Here is a 17,646-nt window from a genome sequence, read left to right on the forward strand (position 1 = left end):
ATGATTAGAAGAGCAAATAAAAATGATCTTATTAGCATCATGCCGATATATGAGGCAGCAAAGATGAAGATGCGTGAGGATGGCAACATGCACCAGTGGAGCGACAAATACCCTGACGAAGAAACGCTTTTAGATGATATTAATAGGGGCGAATTATATGTAGCGTGCGCCGATGAGATATATGGAGTCTTTATGCTTAGCTTTTCTGGTGAAGAGACTTACGAAGAAATTCAAGGCGCGTGGCTTAACGATGAGCCATACGCTGTCATTCATAGAATTGCTAGCCTTGGCAAGGGAAGAAACTTACTTAAGGATGCTATAGATTTTGCTTTTGCTAGTACAGAGAACATCCGCATCGATACGCACGAAGATAACAATATCATGCGCACTCTTCTTAATAAATTAGGCTTTACTTATACGGGCATCATTCATCTAAAAAGTGGTGACGAGAGAAGGGCGTATCAATTAATTAAAAGTAAATAAATACAAAAAAACACCTTATCGTGCATGATAAGGTGTTTTCTATTAGTATGACGTGATATACATTGCCTTGGCAAGGTAGGGCAGAATCTCGTCGATATAGTACCAGCCCGAGCTTCTGTAGTTATCCTCTTCGCCATTAGGGTTTGAAATATAGACTTTGCCATCGTCTGTCGCAGCTAAGAGAACCATGTAGTGCGACTTACTCGTGAAGCGATTCTCCTCTGGTTTATTCCATATACATACGATGATGGGTCTATTCGTTTTAAGATGTTCAATGATGCTCTCGCTCGATAAAGATTTTGCGTCAAAATAAAAGTCTGTATTGTCGACACCGTAACTCTTTAGCTCTTTCGAAAGTTTTGTGTAGTCGAGGCGAGGGTAGTACTTCTCGCGAAGATCCTCTGGCGTAAGATTTTGACCGTAGCCCGACAAAACTATGGACATGGCGGTGATGCCGCAGCCGTAGTCTTCCATATTGCCGTTCCAATACTCATTGTCCTTCCATGGCTCTAAATTTTGTTTATACTCGGTATAAATCTTTTTATTCGCATCCACTGTTGTGAACTTTGATAAATAGCCTTCGCCACTTATTTTTTCTTGACCAACGCCGTTATAATTTTCGTTCGTATCCATCTTTATAGTCGTATATGGACTAGGATCTATAAGTTTAGCAAGTTCGCTTCTTTCTACTAAAGAGTAAAGCCTTCCGTAGGCTCTTTTAAATATATTTTTGCCAAAAAATACGCAAATGGCGAAAATTATAATTAGGAAAAATATCTTTCTTCTCTTTCTTTTTTGTTTGACCTTTCTATTTCTATTTATGTAAGCTTTTTTATTTTCTCTTTCCTTATACATATAATCATCCCTTCTTAAGACTATTATAATATATAAATCTTAATTTTTTCTTAAGAGAATCTTAATATTTTCTTAAGTTTTAAAAATTCGAATGAAAAAGCACCTCATCTACTAGAGATGAAGTGCTATATCTTTATTTCTATTATCTTGTGTTAATCTCAATATTGTTATTCTCATTACCAATAACTTTTATATCGAATGGTCCGTCGCCTGTTTCTTCTGCGTTTAGTGCAAGTGTAACTGTTTTGTACGCTATGACTTGTAGGGTTATGGTTGTTGGTCCCGGTGCAACGACTTGCGGATAGATACTTATCTTATTATCCTTAAGTAGTACTTTTTCTACGCCAACTGTGTATCCTGGGTTAGGGAATTTCATTGTGAATGTGATTAGGATTTGGTCGCCGACCTTTTTATAGAAGATCGATTCGCCATTGTTGCTTAAACCTTCGGAGATGTTTTGTACATCAAAGGATAGGTTTTTGGCGGTCTTTTCGCCTTCGTTATCCTTAAAAATCTTGTGTATTCTTTGCACGATCAAAACTCCTTCTACTTGTGATAGCTTTTTTTCTGGCGCATATTTTTTATCGCCATTGCCATATACTATGCCTTTATTTACAAGGTATTTTAACTTTTCTTTTTTAATCTTGTCCATCTTTTCAATGTCAGTGAAGTCAATGTCTTTTTCTTCGCTACGAGCGAATTTTATGTTCTTCACACCGTCAAAGATGTAGTCAATCATTGATTCTCTTGTAAGATAGTTGGAGTCACCATATATACTTACTTTGAAGTCGCCGTATTCGTTCGATAACTTTTCCAGTGCACTTGCAAATTGCTTTGCTTCAAGCGGAGCGTTTGGCTCGAACTTTGCATAATTATCTTTAGCAAGCTCTGTAAAGTACTTCTTCATAAATTTATCTTCAATCTTTTTCTCTGCCCAGTGACCTTTTAATTTATCTACACCAATTGCCATGGCTGTGCTTGATAGCAAAATGCATATCAATAATAGGGCGCTTATCATTCTTTTTTTCATATGTTTTCCTCCTTTACTATGATTCTACCTTTATTATATCATAAAGCTAGTTTATTAGAGGTTACAAATGTATTAAATCATTTTAGATCAAGAAGTGAGCCAGTATAAAGCTCGTAGTAAAGCCCTTTCTTCGACATAAGCTCATCGTGCGTACCAGTTTCTTTTATGCCGTCATCTGTAAGGACGATGATTGTTTTAGCGTTTTTAATAGTTGAGAGCCTATGGGCAATAGTAAGTGTCGTTCTGCCTTTAGATAGCTTTTCGAGTGACTCTTGTATAAGTCTTTCGCTAGTGTTGTCAAGAGCCGATGTTGCCTCATCAAGTATAAGCACTTTTGGATTCTTCAAGAATACTCTTGCTATAGCTATCCTTTGCTTTTGACCACCTGATAGCTTTACGCCACGTTCGCCAACATAGGTATTGAAGCCATCTTTAAGCTCCATAATAAAGTCATAAGCGCCAGCAAGTTTAGCTGCCTCAATGATTTCATCCTTACTTGCATCGATCTTGCCATATTTGATATTCTCAAGTATAGTGCCACTAAATAGGTAGACTTCTTGTTGAACCGAGCCGATATTTTGTCTTAGCGACTTAAGTGTGAAGTCTTTAATGTTCTTGCCGTCTATCAAAATTTCTCCGCTTGTAACATCGTAGAAGCGAGGTATCAAGTTAACTAGAGTCGTTTTACCTGAACCAGATAGTCCAACTATGGCGATGGAATCGCCTTCATTAACCACTAGATTGACATTAGAAAGAACTTTATTTTTGTCATCAGGGTAAGTGAAGCTAACGTCTTTAAACTCGATTTTACCCTTGACATCTTTTAGTTCGATGGCATCTTCTTTGTCAAAGATATCGACATCTGTATCCATAATCTCGATGAAACGCTCTATGCCAGTCATGCCGGCGTTGAAGTTCTCCATGAAGTCGACTATCCTTTTTATAGTTGTGAGTAAACTTGTCGCGAATAATACATAGGCAATCATGTCACCAGCTGATATCTTCCCAGCTTGCATTAAAAAGCCGCCCAAAGTAATTATCATGGTGTACATGATGGCATCGAAGATTCTGTTTACAGTACCAAAGCCTGCCATATATGTGTATCTCTTCTTTTTAATCTCAAGGAATTTATCGTTATCTTTTTCAAATTTTTCGACTTCTACATCTTCATTCGCAAAGGATTTAACTACTTTTGAGCCAAGTAGCGAGTCCTCAAGTCCTGAGTTTAAGTCGCCTATGTGATCTCTTTGCTCCTTAAAGGCGCGGCGCATCTTGCGATTGTATGAGCTTGACGCATATATCATTATAGGTATCATGATAAACATTAGCACTGTTAATAAAACATTGATCTTAATTAAAATTGCAAATGAAATAATTATCTTGAATATAGCAATTAAAAACTCTTCAGGACAATGGTGAGCGAACTCAGTTACGTCGAAGAGGTCATGTGTGATTCTGGCCATGATTTGACCGACCTTAGTATTATTGTAGTAGCTGTCTGATAGGTGCTGCAAATGGGCAAAGGCATCGCTACGCATGTCTTTTTCGATGTAGGCGCCCATGATGTGACCGACCTTAGTCATGTAGAATTGAGCAACTATCTCAACTACGCGCAGTGCGAAGTAAAGTCCAGCTACTTTTAAAATGTACTCATTTGTTAAAAGCAAAATGTCTTGTGCAGCCGTATTAGTTATGCTTCTTAATAATAAAGGAAAGACTAGTTCACACACTGTAGTTAATACAGCGCAGAACAAGTCTATGAAGAGAATTTTTCTATATTTTTTAAAGTAGGGTAAAAAGCGTTTTAGTAGTTCTTTATTTTTCATTATTCCTCCTTTTATAGTTTAGTACAGCGTCTAAAGCGTGAACCTTTAGCGCCTTAAGTGATATTACGTAGATGACTAGGGCAATGACGCCTGATATAGCCATCATTAAAAATTTGATTATTTTCTTTTCTCCCAAAACTTTTACGCCGAGAGTAAATAGTAAATACATTGCTAGCGCCATGATGATGGAGGCTGCTAGTATCTTTATAAGTGAAATTAGATTGTCTTTGATCTCTATATCTGGATAAACTTTCTTAAGCGAGATATATAGTGTGATTGCTGAAACTAATGATGAGATCGATGTAGCTAGGGCAAGGCCTTTGTGCTGCATAAACTTAACTAGTATTATGTCAAAGGCGATGTTTACTGCGACAGCTATAAGTCCATTGATCATCGGCACTTTAGTCTTTTGCATCGAGTAAAATACTTTTTCAAATATCATTCTTAATGAGGCAAAGAAAAGTCCTAAAATGTAGAATGTTAGTGCGCCTGAGGTCATCAGTGTGGCTGTTTCGTTAAACATATTTCTTTGGAAAAGTATCTCAACTATCGGATAGCTTAAAAAAACTATTGCAAAAGTTGCTGGAAGAGTGATAAGTGCAACGATATCGACACTTTCACTGATTATGCTTCTGATCTCTTGACTTTCGTTTCTAATCATTGATGACGATAGTTTTGGGAAGATTACAGTTGTTAGTGCCATGACAAAGACAGATATAATCATAAGATATATCTTAGACGAATAGTTTAGTACCGAGATTGATCCACTAACTAGCTCTGAGGCCAGTGTTTTGTCTACAACTAAGTTGATTTGATATGCGCTCGAGCCTATAAGTATAGGTACGATAAGCTTAAACATCTTCGCTACATAAGGGTCTTTGAAGTCAAGATCGGGTGAATATCTGTATCTCTTGTGCTTAACGGCAGGAAGCTGAATCAAAAATTGCATGGACGCAGCTATAACGCTAACGAACATCAATAGATCGATATTGCCTCTTCTCGCAAAGAAGATTAAGAAGATGATGAATACTAGATTGTATGGTATGCCCATGATGGCATAAGGACCAAAAACGTTTTCTGATTGCAAAAAGCTCGAGAAAATATATGTGATTGACAAAAATAAAATGATAGGCACACCTATTCTCATTAGGTAGGCTGTGTAGGCAAGCGTCTCGCCAGTAAAGCCCTTCGCTATAAGCTTAGTAATTTGCGGAGCAAAGATGTATGACAAAGCGCAAAGGATTAAGGCGATGAGGCCGATGATGTTCATGATTTTGTTCATGAATTTTAATTTACCTCTTTTGCCTTCTTTCTCTTCTACCTCTGAAAATATCGGCACAAGCGTAGTGTTTAAGCCACTACCAAGTGCTCCTATCAAAAAGATAACTGCGGTAGTCGCAGCAGTATACATATCGGTCTCGAGATTGGCACCGTACTTCGATGCGATCATTGTCTCCCTGAAGAAGCCCATGATCTTGCTGATTAGCGTGAAGACGGATATCATCGCGAGTGATTTTATAACAGTTTTTTTATTTGACATATATAAACCTCTTTTGTTTTAAATTCTTCTTGAATTTTATCACAAAGCATGGAAAAAATCAAGTTATAAGAGGTAATTTTCAATAAAGTGAGCCGCTCCTGACTCGTCGCAATCCTTGGTGATAAAAGTCGCTGCCTCTTTGATTATAGGCATGGCATTAGCCATAGCAACTGAGGCGCCAGTACCCTTAATCATCTCAAGATCATTTTCACTGTCGCCAAAGCTTATGGTGTCTTTTATATCAATACCAAGCTTATGGATTATTTCATTTATACCGACTAGCTTCGAGGTCTTTATGCTATTGATATCAGCAAAGTCATCGTTCCATCTCTTAAAGACAGAGTTCTTCATATATGGTATTAGATGCTCTTCGTCAAAGGCCTTAGTCGTATATGAATTCATTTGATATATTTTACTTAAATCAAGCTCATCTAGTGAGGCAATCCTTGGTATAGGCACTTCGACGTGGTCATGAACCGCGTGAACCTTATAATCCACTTTATTTAGTACAACGCCTTCGCGAGTGAAGAGCGATAGGGCAAAGCCAAGCCTATTTGACGCGTCTACTATGAAGCGAACGTCCTCTTCCTCCATGAAGTGCTCTGAAACAATTTCTTCGCCTATAACATTTAAGTTGCCATTCATGCCAACAAAGCCATCGACCTCAAGAGTATTGTCAAGAACCTTCATTATATTTGATTTTTCACGGCCCGATGAGATGAAGACCATAATCCCTTTTTCTCTTAGCTTATTCATAGCGGCGATATCTCTTTCACTTATCTTATGGGTAGTGAAGCTCACTATGGTCCCGTCCATATCAAAGAAAGCCGCCTTTATATTATTTAATTTCATTTTCATACCTCCATGCAATTATTATTACCCAATAGCTTCTTATATTAATAGTGGGAGAGATATATTCATAGAATTTATAATTAACTCGCTTAAAATCAATTTACATTATAATAAAGTTAGCACTATAGGCAAAAAAAGTGTTGCATAAGTAGCAGATTTGTAGTATAATTATAGTATCAATAGTAAACAATCATTAAGGAGGTAAAATGATGGAAAAACAAAAAAAGAAACGTTCATTAAGTGCCTATAGTATTCTTATTCTAATTATACTATTTGTTGCAATCTTATCATGGATTTTTAATGGAGCACAATTTGCCCCTGTAGTTCCTAAGGGAGCTGAAGAAGCTGTTACTGAAGTAGCAGGAGCTAGACTTCCAGACATCACAATGAGTTTCTACAACGGCTTTGTTGACGCTATAGATATCGCCATCTTCGTTATGGTTATCGGTGGTTTCCTAGCAGTTGTTAACAAGACAGGAGCTCTTGAAGCTGGTATTCACAGACTAGTGAAGAACATGAAGGGTAGAGAAATGGCTCTTATCGCTGTACTTATGATTCTTTTCTCAATAGGTGGATCAACTTACGGTATGGCAGAAGAAACTGTAGCCCTATATCCTCTAATCATTACTGCGATGGTAGCTGCAGGCTTTGATACTATGGTTGCTGTAGCAACTGTTCTTCTTGGAGCAGGTGCCGGCGTACTTGGTTCAACAGTAAACCCATTTGCTACTGGTGTAGCTATGGACGCACTTAACGGTGCAGGCGTTGAATGTAACAAAGGTACTGTAATTCTACTAGGCGCAATACTTTGGGCAGTTGCTCTAGGTACTGCTATGTACTTCGTATTAAGATACGCTAGCAAAGTACACAAAGACAAAGGCTCAACAATACTATCTCTTCAAGAAAGAGAAGTAATGGACAAAGAATTTAAAACAACTAAGACTGAAGAAGAACTTGTTTACACAGGTAGACATAAAGTTATTTTACTTATATTCGCAATTACTTTTATAGTTATGATTATATCATTAATTCCTTGGCCAGACTTTGGCGTAACAGCTTTTGAAGGCTGGTCAGCATTCTTGACAGACACAGCACTTGGTGAATGGTACTTCCCAGAAATTTCAGTATTATTCTTCCTAATGTCTATAGTTATAGGCTGGATCGGAAGACTATCTGAAAAGGAATTGGTTAACGCATTCATTGACGGAGCAAAAGACATCTTATCAGTTGTATTAGTAATCGTAGTAGCAAGAGCAGCATCAGTACTTATGGCTCAAACACACATCGACGCACTTATACTAGATAGATCAGCAACAGCTCTAGCAGGCCTACCAGTTTACTTATTCGTACCATTTGCATACATCGTATACATCGCACTATCATTCTTCATACCATCAACATCAGGACTTGCAACACTATCTATCCCAGTTATGGGTGGATTAGCTTCTAGACTTGGTTACTCACCAGAAGTTATGATATTAATATTCTGCGCTGCAGAAGGTGTTGTAAACTATGTAACACCAACATCAGGCGTTGTTATGGGCGCAATACAAATTTCTAAGATGGAATTAGGTACTTGGTATAAATGGGTTAAGAAACCTCTTATATTCACAGTAATATTCTCAATAATTGTATTAACTGTAGCAATGATGATATTCTAAAAAATTGTTTACTATCGAAGAAGTCCCTAAGGGGGCTTCTTTTTTGTACATAGATATAGAAAATAATCTTCATTTATGATATAATTACATTGGAGGAATGTATGAAGAAGATAATTGAAGAAATAAAAAGATTAAATATAGAAACGATTAAAGAGGACGAAAGCTTATCGAAGTACACTACTTTTAAGATAGGTGGGCCCGCACGCGTCTTAATCGAAGCAAAGAGCGATGAAGAAGTTCTAAAACTTGTGAGGCTCTTTGACGAGATGAAAGAAGACTACCTTATCATTGGCAATGGCAGTAACCTTCTTATCACTGATGCTGGTATCGAAAGACCTGTCATAGTACTTGATAAAAACTTTTCAAATATCAAAAAGATAGATGAAGTGACTTTATATGCAGAGGCAGGCGCTTCACTTAAGAGCCTTGCCAATAAGGCGCTTGACTTAGGTCTAGGTGGCCTCGAAGCCATCTCAGGCATACCAGGAACAGTTGGTGGAGCTGTATATATGAACGCCGGTGCCTATGGCAGCGAGATTAAAGACGTTGTGACTAAAATAAGATTTATTAAAGATGATAGTATAGCCGAGCTTGATGCAAGCGAAGCAAATTTTGCTCACAGAAGAAGCATTTTTCAAGAGAAGGGCTACATCATATTAGGCGCCTACTTTAAATTAGAGAAAAAAGATAAGAAAGATATAGAGGAAGAGCAAAGAGATTACACTCAAAGAAGAAAGGACAAGCAGCCACTTGAGTATCCATCGGCAGGCTCGGTATTTAAAAGACCCGAAGGCTACTACGCATCGAAACTGATAGAAGATGCTGAACTAAAGGGACTCTCCGTTGGCGGCGCCATGGTTAGTAAAAAGCACTCAGGCTTTATAATTAACACAGGAAACGCAAGTTTTGATGACGTAGTCACACTTATTGAAAAAGTTAAAGCCATCGTCTTAGAAAAGTTCGCTGTAAGTCTTGAAGAGGAGATAAGGATTATAAATGAATAAAATTAGATTATATGGCGACTACCATACACATACGATATTCTCATCAGGAACTAAGGGCAATCTTGGTAGGCACGCCTCACAAACACCTGAAGAGAGCGCAAAGAAAGCGTATATGATGGGCCTAAAAGAGATAGCAATCACAGATCACGGTCTAGCTCATTATATGTTCGGTATAAAGAGAAGCAATCTGCCTGTGCTTAGAGAAAGGATTGACAAGCTAAACGAAGAGTATAATGACAAAGGACTTAAGATACTTATGGGCGTCGAAGCGAATTTACTTGACTTTGATGGTACTGTGGACCTTGATGATGAGCTTATGAAATACCTTGACATAGTGCTTATGGGCTTTCATTACGGCATAAAGACGAAGAACTTCAAGGAGCAGATGAAGTTATCGATACTGCCGCAAATATCAAAGCCATTTAAAAAATGGCACGCGAAGGTTACTGAGAGGGTTACGGACTCATACATCAAGGCGATAGAGAAGTATCCGATAAAGATAATTACACATCCGGGCGACAAGATAGACGTAAACATTGTTAGACTTGCCAAAGCGTGCAAGGAGCATGGCGTGGCACTAGAAATAAATTCATCGCACAAGAATCTTTCAGTTGAGGACCTAATCAAGATCAAGGACATAGACGTAGACTTATACGTGGGATCAGACGCACACAAATTAGAGCGTGTAGGCGATGTAAAAGAAGCATTAAGAAGAGCTGACGAAGCTCAAATTGATATCAATAGAATTAAAAATATTTATATAGAGTAGGAGGATATTATGGACATATATGTAGTAACAGGCATGAGTGGTGCCGGAAAGAGTTCTTTATTGAATTTCATGGAAGATAACGGATTTTACTGCATTGACAATATGCCTCCTGTTTTATTGCCAAAATTCTTCGAGCTAATTGATAGCGAGAACGAAAACATTAACAAAGTAGCCTTTGGTATGGACATAAGGGGCAAGGAGTTTTTCAATGATATGCTCACTGTGATAGATGGACTTGAAGAAAAGAATTTAGATTTTAAACTAATATTTTTAGACGCAAGAGACAGTGAGCTCATAAAGCGTTTCAATGAAAGAAGAAGGCCGCATCCACTCAGCAAAGACGGCTCACTTAAAGATGGTATACAAAAGGAAAGAGAGATACTTAAGGAGCTTAAGGACAAATCAGACTACATCATAGATACAAGCTCAATGAAGAGCAGCGACCTAAAGGACAAGCTATACGAGATACTTTCAAATACTATTACGAGAAAGAAACTTACCATAGTCGTGGAAAGTTTTGGCTTTAAGTACGGCATCTTAGAAGAGGCAGATTTGGTTTTTGATGTAAGATTCTTACCTAATCCATATTATCTTGATGATCTAAGGCCACTATCAGGACTAGACGCAGAGATAAAAGAATTTTTAGAAAAATATGATGCGACTGAAGAATTTTTCCAAAAACTTGTTGATATGCTTGACTTTTTATTACCAAACTATATAAAGGAAGGCAAAAATCAATTAACTATAGGCATGGGCTGCACAGGCGGTAGACACAGAAGCGTTTACATGGCTGAAAGACTTTATGAATATTTAAAGGAAAAGAAGAATTTAACTGTTTTGAAGAATAGAGATATGTATAAAGAGGCTCGCAATGTATAATAAGTACAGGAGCCTAAACCCTAAGATACTTGCAATAGGCGGAGGAACGGGTTTATCGACTCTACTAAAGGGTATTAAAAATTACTCATCAGATATAACGGCGATAGTTACTATGGCTGACGATGGCGGGGGAAGCGGCGTTTTAAGAAGGAGCTTCGGCATGTTGCCACCAGGCGATGTGCGTAACTGCCTTTTAGCACTTTCTGACATAGAGCCTGAGATGAACACACTTTTATCACATCGCTTTGAGAAGGGCGAATTAAAAGGACAATCCTTTGGCAATCTATTTTTGCTTGCGATGAATGAGATATACGGCTCCTTTGAAGAAGCTGTCAAGATGGCATCGAGCATATTAAGGGTCAAGGGAACTGTTATGCCCATCACCGTGAACGATGTCAACATCGAGGCGACTTACGATGACAAGAGCAAGGCCTTTGGCGAGAGCATTTTGCCAGCTGAGGCAATTAAAGACAATAAAAAGATAAAGAGGGTTGAATTGTGCCCGAATGACGTTGAGCCGCTTGATGGCGTTATCACAGCCATAAACAAAGCAGACATCATACTTATAGGCCCAGGCAGTTTATATACATCAATCATACCAAATCTACTTGTTAAGGGCGTGACGGAAGCAATCATTTCTTCAGCAGCGAAGAAGATTTACGTGCAAAACGTAATGACGCAGCATGGCGAGACCGACGGTATGTCTGTAAAAGATCACGTGGAAGCAATTTTCGAGCACTCGGACAAAATTTTTGACTCAATCATCATAAATAATAAGGTCTTAAGCGAGGATCTTAAGAAAAAATATCAAGAAGAATATCAAGAACAAATATTTTTGACTGATGGAGACAAGAAATATTTAGAAGAAGAAGCGATTGATTATATCGAAGGCGACTGCTTGGATGGCGGCGACTACGCTAGACACGACAGCGAAAAGCTTTCGAACATGATTATCGATTATTATATAAGGACTAGAAGGGTAAAGACTTATGAGAAATAAATTATTCGTGATAGGTAGCCCAATTGAGCAGTCAAAGTCACCAGAAGTGATGGCGGACTTTATCAAAGCGAATGGGCTTGACTTAAGTTACGAAAAAAGAGAAGTGAATAAAGACTGCCTTGAAAGCTTTGTAAATGAAGCGCAGAATGGCGAAGTTCTCGGCTTTAATATAACAACGCCACTTAAGGAAGAAATACTTAAATACGCAGACGATATGAGTGAAGCGGTTAAGATACTTGAAGCAGCCAATACAGCTAGCCTTGCCAGTGGCAAGATGAGTCTACACAATACTGACTACATCGGCTTTATGAAGGACATCACTAGATTAATACCAAAGTATGAGAGATACTCCTACGCCGTTTTAGGTACTGGCGGAGCGGCTCGCAGCATCATATATGCACTTACTAAGCTAGATATCTTTCAGATAACTGTTTATACGCGCGACGAGGTCGAAGCGCATTACAAGCTAAAGAACTTCGAAGACGATATAGAGATATATCCTTACGGCTACGGCATGGATCAAGACGTCATCATAAACGCGACTGGCCTTGGTATGGCTGGTAAGCTTGACGAGAGCCCATTGTCAAAAGAAGACTTCGAGATGAGCAGAGCTGGCTTTGCTTATGACCTAACATATAACCCAGAAGAGACAAAGTTCTTGACACTTGCTAAAGAGGCAGGTCTCATCACTATGAATGGCTGGGGAATGTTTATGGGTCAAGCCGAAGAAGCGTTTAAAATTTGGACTGGAGCTGATAGAAATGAACTTTGAACAAGAAAAATCATCAAAGACATATAAAGAAAAGACAATTATTAATATAGGCGGCGATAAGATTGGCGATGGCTTTACAGTGATCGCTGGTCCTTGCGCGTGCGAATCATACGAGTCCCTTCTTGATGAGGTAAAATTTTTATCATCTCGCGGAATAAAGTTTATCAGAGCAGGCGCCTTCAAGCCGAGGACATCGCCATATAGCTTCCAAGGCTTAGGACGCGAAGCACTTGAATATTTCAAAGAGATAAAAAAGGCTTACGACGTAAAATTTGTCTCCGAGCTAATGGATTTGCGTGAGCTTGATTATTTCATGGACGCAGTCGACATAATTCAAGTTGGAGCTAGAAATATGCAAAACTTTTCCTTATTAACTGAGCTTGGTAAGATAAATAAACCAGTTCTATTAAAAAGAGGTTTTGCGAATAAGATAAAAGAGTTTATAGCGGCAGCTGAATATATATTAAAGGGTGGCAACGAAGATGTCATCTTATGCGAAAGAGGCATCAGGACTTTTGAGACAGCTACGAGAAACACGCTAGACATCTCAAGCGTGCCTATAATTAAGAAGTACACAAATCTACCCATCATAGTCGATCCATCACACGCGGGCGGCCTTGACTACCTAGTGAAGCCACTAAGCCTAGCGAGTGCGGCTGTTGGCGCTGACGGCATCATCATTGAAGTAAATGATAAAAAGACAGAGGCACTTTCAGATGGGGAGCAAGCCATCAACTATGCTGAGTTTGATGACCTTTTACAAGATTTAAAGAAAATACTTAAGGCGATGGACAAAACTTATGAATAGAGATGAACTTTCTTATGAAATAAAAATCATTCACAAGGCGAGTGAAATAGTTTTCGAAGAAAAATTTACTAAGTATCTTATATTAACGGATAGAAATGTCTATAGAGAGCAAAAAGATTTCGTAGAAGAAATAGTAAAGAAATATGATGCTTATCTATATGTGATAGACGCAGGTGAAGAGGCAAAGAGCCTCGGCGTTTTAGAAAATCTACTTGAGTACGCGGCCGATAAGCTTGATAGACACTCACTTATAATCAATGTGGGTGGCGGTGTTGTAACGGACATTGGCGGCTTTGTGGCGTCGATTCTATTTCGCGGCATAAAGCACGTAAACATTGCAACAAGCTTACTAGCTATGACTGACGCGGCCATTGGGTCCAAGACTGGAATCGATTTTTGCGATAAGAAAAACATCTTAGGCACTTTCCACGACCCGTATAAAGTCTTCATTGCTACAGATGCTCTTGAAACGCTTCCTAAGGATGAGTATATATCAGGATTTGCGGAAGTGATTAAGCATGCACTTATTTATGACAATGGCCTATATGACTTGATTTATAAGGATGCAGCGATTGAAGAAGTACTTCAAAAATCTATTTGGACGAAAGTTCATTTTGTCTGTGAAGATAAAAATGAAAAAGGCGCTCGCATGTCGCTAAACTTTGGCCATACATTTGGCCACGTGATTGAAGCTGCTAGTAATTATACTTTTTCACATGGCTATAGCGTTGCCATTGGCATGAAGATTGCCCTTGAGCTTGGAAAAGTTTTAAATATAACAGACGAAGAAACTTATGAGAGAAGTTTTGAATTAGTACACAAATATTATCCACTTGAAGAAATAAATTACGAGATAAAATCACTTAAGAGTGATAAGAAGATGATGGGGGACGAGATTAACTTTGTTTTTCTTAAGAATAGAACTGCCATCATTAAAACGATGGATGAGAGAAAGGTAGTAGAGCTTTATAATGAGCATATTAAGAATAAAAAACTCTAAATTAAAGGGTGAAGTTTTTGTCAATCACTCAAAAAGTTACTTGCACAGATATATCTTTGCAAGTTCTTTTGCTGCCGAAAATACCATAATCAAAGGCTTTGACCTATCTGAAGACATCAAAGACACTATGCTTAGCCTAATAAGCTTTGCGGATTTTGATCTTTTGGATAGTGGCGACGTCCTTGTTAAGCCGCGCGAAAATAAGAAAAGTCTAGATAGAGTGCGCATCGAAGCATCAGGCACAACGCTTCGCTTCATGCTATTTAATATACTTGATGGCAATTTGCACGAGATATACATGGGTGATAAGCTATTTGAAAGGCCAAATGAGCCCGCGTTTAAGATATTTGACGCAAATGGAATTAAGTACCGCATCAACGATAAGAACAAGTCTATCAGCATAAAGGGCGACTTAGTTAAGAATGAATACATAATCACGGAAGATATATCGAGTCAATTCGTTTCATCACTACTATTTAAGCTCGCACGCATGGACTTTGATTCGCGTATAGTTCTTGACTGCGACTTATCTTCGCGCTCATACATAGACATGACTATCAAGTGCCTTAATGACTTTGGCATCGAGATTGATGCGAGCGAAAATGAATTTAAGATAAAAGGCGGACAAGAATTTAAATCCGCTGGTGAATATATTATAGAAAGAGATTACTCAAACGCGGCTAATTATTATGCAGCAAACTACTTAGGCTCAGATATTGACATCATGGATATGCTTGATACGAGCATACAAGCTGATAAGATGGTTAAGGATACTTTATTAAGATACGATCAAACTCAGAACCTCACTATCGATATGAAAAATAGTCCAGACGCAGTGCCAATACTTGCGATGGCTGCGCTATTTAGAAAGCATAAAACTACTTTCACTTCAGTAAAGAGACTGATGTATAAGGAGTCGAATAGGGTTCAAGCCATAATCAATGAGCTAAAAAAGATTGGCGCGAAGATCACATTTACTGATGATAGCCTAATTGTGAATCCGCTTGAGGACATCATCATGTACACGAACAAATTTGACGCGTATAATGACCATAGAATTGCTATGATGATAGCGATACTTGCGACAAGGCTTGATCAAGACATCTTCCTAAGTGGCTACGAGTGCGTGAATAAGTCATATCCGAAGTTTTTTGAAGACTATATAAGTTTAGGAGGTGAGGTCAATGTCATCGACAATTGGAAATAGAATTAGACTCACTCTTTCAGGCGAATCGCACGGCAAATACATGACAGCGACGCTTGATGGTTTGGCTAGTGGCATAGAAATCGACAGAGACTACATTGACAAAATTCTCGTAGAAAGAAGACCAAATACGATAGGCTCAAGCGCTAGGAGAGAGAAGGATGATTACGAAATCATCTCTGGCGTCTTTAACGGCTTCACTACAGGTGCCGCGCTTACTATACTTATGAAAAATGCTGACGTAGACAGTTCTTCTTATGAAGCTACAAAGGATTTAGCAAGGCCGTCGCAGGCTGATTATCCTGCCTTTATTAAGTACAAGGGCTTTAATGACTATCGCGGCTCAGGTATATTCTCAGCTCGCTTAACAGCGCCCGTATGTGCGGCTGCTGCGATAATTTTAAAAGAGCTAGAAAAGGAAGGAATCACTTTTGAAACGCATCTAAAACGTTTAGGCGCTATGCTTGACGAAGAGGGTGGCGAAGAATTTTTATCAAAGAAATATCATATGTATAAGTACAGTGACGACGAGATCGAAAAGTACTTAGATGAAATAAAAAATGAAAACGACAGCCTTGGAGCAGAGGTCGAACTGATTATAAAGGGTGTTAAGGCAGGTCTTGGTGAGCCGCCATTTGCCCCGCTTGATGGGGAGCTAGCGAGGTACATGTACTTGATACCATCTGTAAAATCTGTTTCCTTTGGTCATGGATTTGATTTTGCTCAAAGCCTTGGCAGTGAAGTAGCTGACGAGATGAGAGTAGATGCTGGCGAAGTAAAATTTTTAGATAATAATAATGGTGGCATCATTGGCGGTATATCAAATGGCGCGGACATAGTTCTAAGCTGTGTATTTAAGCCAATCGCATCAATCGCTCGCGAGTTCAAGACTATAAATATGAAGACTATGGAAAACGCCGAGATCAAGGTAAATGGCAGGCATGACGCCTCAGTCGTCCCACGTGTCTATACAATTATGAAGTGCTACGCGGCTCTTGCCATCTACGATATGCTGGTGAGCGCATGAACATCATTATCATAGGCATGCCAAATAGCGGCAAGACGACCATCGCCTACGAGCTAGCCCGTAAGATTGGCTACAAAGCCATTGACACGGATAGGCTCATCGAAAAAGAGGCAGGCGTGAGCATAAATGAAATTTTTCGAAAATATGGCGAGGAAGAGTTTAGGCGCAGGGAGACAAAGGTTTGCGAAAGAGTAAGTAAACTAGATAAAAGGATTATAGCGACTGGCGGCGGAACGGTTATGCGCGAAGAAAACATGGCGCATTTAAAAAGCAATGGCTATGTCATTTACCTAAAGAGGCCGCTTGAGTTTTTGAAAACAAATCTCGATACATCGAGACGGCCACTACTAAGAGCCGAGGGCGACCCGATGAAAAAGCTATACGAAGAGAGGGCGCCGCTATTTGAAAAGTACGCGGACATGACGATGAAGGCGGATCAATCAGTCTTTTTGATGTGCAAGGAGCTCAAAAGGCGTTTAAAGGTACAAGGAGTGATTAAATGAAGAAGATACTTGTGGTTAACGGACCGAATATCAATATACTTGGCAAGAGAGAGCTTGAAATTTATGGCGATTTATCTTATAATAATTTAGTGGATGAATTAAAGTCTTATGCGAAGAAGAAAGGCGTTTGCTTAGATGAGTTTCAGTCAAATAGCGAAGGAGCCATCATTGACAAACTTCAAGAGCTTATTGATGGGGAATATGATGCGCTTATCATCAATCCAGCTGCTTACTCGCACTACAGCTACGCCATATACGACGCGCTAAAGGCCATAAAGATAAAAAAAGTCGAAGTGCACTTAACAAATATATTTGCACGAGACGAATTTAGAAAAACATCTATCACAGCAGGAGCTTGTGACGGCGTTATCTCAGGCTTTGGCTTTGATTCATACAAATTAGCAATAGATTATTTATTAAGGGAGGAATAAAA

Annotated in this window: 18 protein-coding genes; 13 read left to right on the top strand and 5 right to left on the bottom strand. The window is 38.8% G+C overall.

Annotation, left to right across the window (positions count from 1 at the left end):
- A complete protein-coding gene (locus tag AC1EJ0_RS01895; protein WP_480023004.1) occupies positions 1-483 on the top strand; it encodes a GNAT family N-acetyltransferase in 483 nt (160 codons plus the stop codon).
- 42 nt (positions 484-525) lie between these two features.
- Here AC1EJ0_RS01895 and AC1EJ0_RS01900 read toward each other — a convergent pair whose 3' ends face one another.
- The 5 genes from AC1EJ0_RS01900 to AC1EJ0_RS01920 all read right to left on the bottom strand — a co-directional run bounded on the left by AC1EJ0_RS01900 (position 526) and on the right by AC1EJ0_RS01920 (position 6,586).
- Positions 526-1,338, bottom strand: coding sequence for a C39 family peptidase (locus tag AC1EJ0_RS01900; RefSeq protein ID WP_480023003.1), 813 nt, complete (start codon positions 1,336-1,338; stop codon positions 526-528).
- A 142-nt stretch (positions 1,339-1,480) separates the two neighbouring features.
- Positions 1,481-2,368 (bottom strand): S-layer homology domain-containing protein, encoded by an 888-nt coding sequence (locus AC1EJ0_RS01905; RefSeq protein ID WP_480023002.1) that lies wholly within the window; start codon positions 2,366-2,368, stop codon positions 1,481-1,483.
- Between the two features lie 77 nt (positions 2,369-2,445).
- Positions 2,446-4,194 carry an ABC transporter ATP-binding protein gene (locus tag AC1EJ0_RS01910; RefSeq protein WP_480023001.1) on the bottom strand — a complete coding sequence of 583 codons (1,749 nt, stop codon included), beginning with the start codon at positions 4,192-4,194 and terminating at the stop codon, positions 2,446-2,448.
- Complete coding sequence (murJ, locus tag AC1EJ0_RS01915; RefSeq protein WP_294795124.1) at positions 4,184-5,734, bottom strand: murein biosynthesis integral membrane protein MurJ; 1,551 nt, start codon at positions 5,732-5,734, stop codon at positions 4,184-4,186. The genes AC1EJ0_RS01910 and murJ overlap by 11 nt, the downstream gene beginning before the upstream one ends.
- A gap of 63 nt (positions 5,735-5,797) precedes the next feature.
- Positions 5,798-6,586, bottom strand: a complete 789-nt coding sequence (locus AC1EJ0_RS01920; protein WP_480023000.1) for a Cof-type HAD-IIB family hydrolase — start codon at positions 6,584-6,586, stop codon at positions 5,798-5,800.
- Positions 6,587-6,795: 209 nt separating this feature from the next.
- Between AC1EJ0_RS01920 and AC1EJ0_RS01925 the strand changes: the two genes are divergently transcribed.
- From AC1EJ0_RS01925 to aroQ, 12 genes are all read left to right on the top strand, one after another.
- Positions 6,796-8,247, top strand: coding sequence for a YfcC family protein (locus AC1EJ0_RS01925; RefSeq protein ID WP_480022999.1), 1,452 nt, complete (start codon positions 6,796-6,798; stop codon positions 8,245-8,247).
- 101 nt (positions 8,248-8,348) lie between these two features.
- The gene (murB, locus tag AC1EJ0_RS01930; RefSeq protein WP_480022998.1) at positions 8,349-9,251 is read left to right on the top strand and encodes a UDP-N-acetylmuramate dehydrogenase; all 903 of its coding nucleotides are present in this window, start codon (positions 8,349-8,351) and stop codon (positions 9,249-9,251) included.
- On the top strand, positions 9,244-10,020 hold the full coding sequence (locus AC1EJ0_RS01935; RefSeq protein WP_480022997.1) for a PHP domain-containing protein: 777 nt from the start codon (positions 9,244-9,246) through the stop codon (positions 10,018-10,020). Before murB ends, AC1EJ0_RS01935 begins: the two co-directional genes overlap by 8 nt.
- Before the next feature lie 9 nt (positions 10,021-10,029).
- Positions 10,030-10,899 carry an RNase adapter RapZ gene (gene rapZ, locus AC1EJ0_RS01940; protein WP_294795135.1) on the top strand — a complete coding sequence of 290 codons (870 nt, stop codon included), beginning with the start codon at positions 10,030-10,032 and terminating at the stop codon, positions 10,897-10,899.
- Positions 10,892-11,899 (top strand): gluconeogenesis factor YvcK family protein, encoded by a 1,008-nt coding sequence (locus AC1EJ0_RS01945; RefSeq protein ID WP_480022996.1) that lies wholly within the window; start codon positions 10,892-10,894, stop codon positions 11,897-11,899. The genes rapZ and AC1EJ0_RS01945 overlap by 8 nt, the downstream gene beginning before the upstream one ends.
- A complete protein-coding gene (locus tag AC1EJ0_RS01950; RefSeq protein ID WP_480022995.1) occupies positions 11,889-12,671 on the top strand; it encodes a shikimate dehydrogenase family protein in 783 nt (260 codons plus the stop codon). The genes AC1EJ0_RS01945 and AC1EJ0_RS01950 overlap by 11 nt, the downstream gene beginning before the upstream one ends.
- Entirely contained in the window at positions 12,661-13,479 is an 819-nt protein-coding gene (aroF, locus tag AC1EJ0_RS01955; protein WP_480022994.1) for a 3-deoxy-7-phosphoheptulonate synthase, read from the top strand. The genes AC1EJ0_RS01950 and aroF overlap by 11 nt, the downstream gene beginning before the upstream one ends.
- Positions 13,472-14,479, top strand: a complete 1,008-nt coding sequence (locus tag AC1EJ0_RS01960; protein WP_480022993.1) for a 3-dehydroquinate synthase — start codon at positions 13,472-13,474, stop codon at positions 14,477-14,479. The genes aroF and AC1EJ0_RS01960 overlap by 8 nt, the downstream gene beginning before the upstream one ends.
- Positions 14,451-15,686 (top strand): 3-phosphoshikimate 1-carboxyvinyltransferase, encoded by a 1,236-nt coding sequence (locus AC1EJ0_RS01965; RefSeq protein WP_480022992.1) that lies wholly within the window; start codon positions 14,451-14,453, stop codon positions 15,684-15,686. The genes AC1EJ0_RS01960 and AC1EJ0_RS01965 overlap by 29 nt, the downstream gene beginning before the upstream one ends.
- Entirely contained in the window at positions 15,664-16,710 is a 1,047-nt protein-coding gene (aroC, locus tag AC1EJ0_RS01970) for a chorismate synthase (RefSeq protein WP_480022991.1), read from the top strand. Before AC1EJ0_RS01965 ends, aroC begins: the two co-directional genes overlap by 23 nt.
- Positions 16,707-17,213 carry a shikimate kinase gene (locus AC1EJ0_RS01975; protein ID WP_480022990.1) on the top strand — a complete coding sequence of 169 codons (507 nt, stop codon included), beginning with the start codon at positions 16,707-16,709 and terminating at the stop codon, positions 17,211-17,213. The genes aroC and AC1EJ0_RS01975 overlap by 4 nt, the downstream gene beginning before the upstream one ends.
- A complete protein-coding gene (gene aroQ, locus AC1EJ0_RS01980) occupies positions 17,210-17,644 on the top strand; it encodes a type II 3-dehydroquinate dehydratase (protein ID WP_480022989.1) in 435 nt (144 codons plus the stop codon). The genes AC1EJ0_RS01975 and aroQ overlap by 4 nt, the downstream gene beginning before the upstream one ends.
- Positions 17,645-17,646 lie beyond the last annotated feature (2 nt).

The organism is Fenollaria sp. C0166D3, from assembly GCF_056590255.1.

Excerpts from the sequence above, each read along its gene's own strand:
- AC1EJ0_RS01895 (WP_480023004.1), top strand. The coding sequence starts at position 1 with ATGATTAGAAGAGCAAATAAAAATGATCTTATTAGCATCATGCCGATA.
- AC1EJ0_RS01900 (WP_480023003.1), bottom strand. The coding sequence starts at position 1,338 with ATGTATAAGGAAAGAGAAAATAAAAAAGCTTACATAAATAGAAATAGA.
- AC1EJ0_RS01905 (WP_480023002.1), bottom strand. The coding sequence starts at position 2,368 with ATGAAAAAAAGAATGATAAGCGCCCTATTATTGATATGCATTTTGCTA.
- AC1EJ0_RS01910 (WP_480023001.1), bottom strand. The coding sequence starts at position 4,194 with ATGAAAAATAAAGAACTACTAAAACGCTTTTTACCCTACTTTAAAAAA.
- murJ (WP_294795124.1), bottom strand. The coding sequence starts at position 5,734 with ATGTCAAATAAAAAAACTGTTATAAAATCACTCGCGATGATATCCGTC.
- AC1EJ0_RS01920 (WP_480023000.1), bottom strand. The coding sequence starts at position 6,586 with ATGAAATTAAATAATATAAAGGCGGCTTTCTTTGATATGGACGGGACC.
- AC1EJ0_RS01925 (WP_480022999.1), top strand. The coding sequence starts at position 6,796 with ATGGAAAAACAAAAAAAGAAACGTTCATTAAGTGCCTATAGTATTCTT.
- murB (WP_480022998.1), top strand. The coding sequence starts at position 8,349 with ATGAAGAAGATAATTGAAGAAATAAAAAGATTAAATATAGAAACGATT.
- AC1EJ0_RS01935 (WP_480022997.1), top strand. The coding sequence starts at position 9,244 with ATGAATAAAATTAGATTATATGGCGACTACCATACACATACGATATTC.
- rapZ (WP_294795135.1), top strand. The coding sequence starts at position 10,030 with ATGGACATATATGTAGTAACAGGCATGAGTGGTGCCGGAAAGAGTTCT.
- AC1EJ0_RS01945 (WP_480022996.1), top strand. The coding sequence starts at position 10,892 with ATGTATAATAAGTACAGGAGCCTAAACCCTAAGATACTTGCAATAGGC.
- AC1EJ0_RS01950 (WP_480022995.1), top strand. The coding sequence starts at position 11,889 with ATGAGAAATAAATTATTCGTGATAGGTAGCCCAATTGAGCAGTCAAAG.
- aroF (WP_480022994.1), top strand. The coding sequence starts at position 12,661 with ATGAACTTTGAACAAGAAAAATCATCAAAGACATATAAAGAAAAGACA.
- AC1EJ0_RS01960 (WP_480022993.1), top strand. The coding sequence starts at position 13,472 with ATGAATAGAGATGAACTTTCTTATGAAATAAAAATCATTCACAAGGCG.
- AC1EJ0_RS01965 (WP_480022992.1), top strand. The coding sequence starts at position 14,451 with ATGAGCATATTAAGAATAAAAAACTCTAAATTAAAGGGTGAAGTTTTT.
- aroC (WP_480022991.1), top strand. The coding sequence starts at position 15,664 with ATGTCATCGACAATTGGAAATAGAATTAGACTCACTCTTTCAGGCGAA.
- AC1EJ0_RS01975 (WP_480022990.1), top strand. The coding sequence starts at position 16,707 with ATGAACATCATTATCATAGGCATGCCAAATAGCGGCAAGACGACCATC.
- aroQ (WP_480022989.1), top strand. The coding sequence starts at position 17,210 with ATGAAGAAGATACTTGTGGTTAACGGACCGAATATCAATATACTTGGC.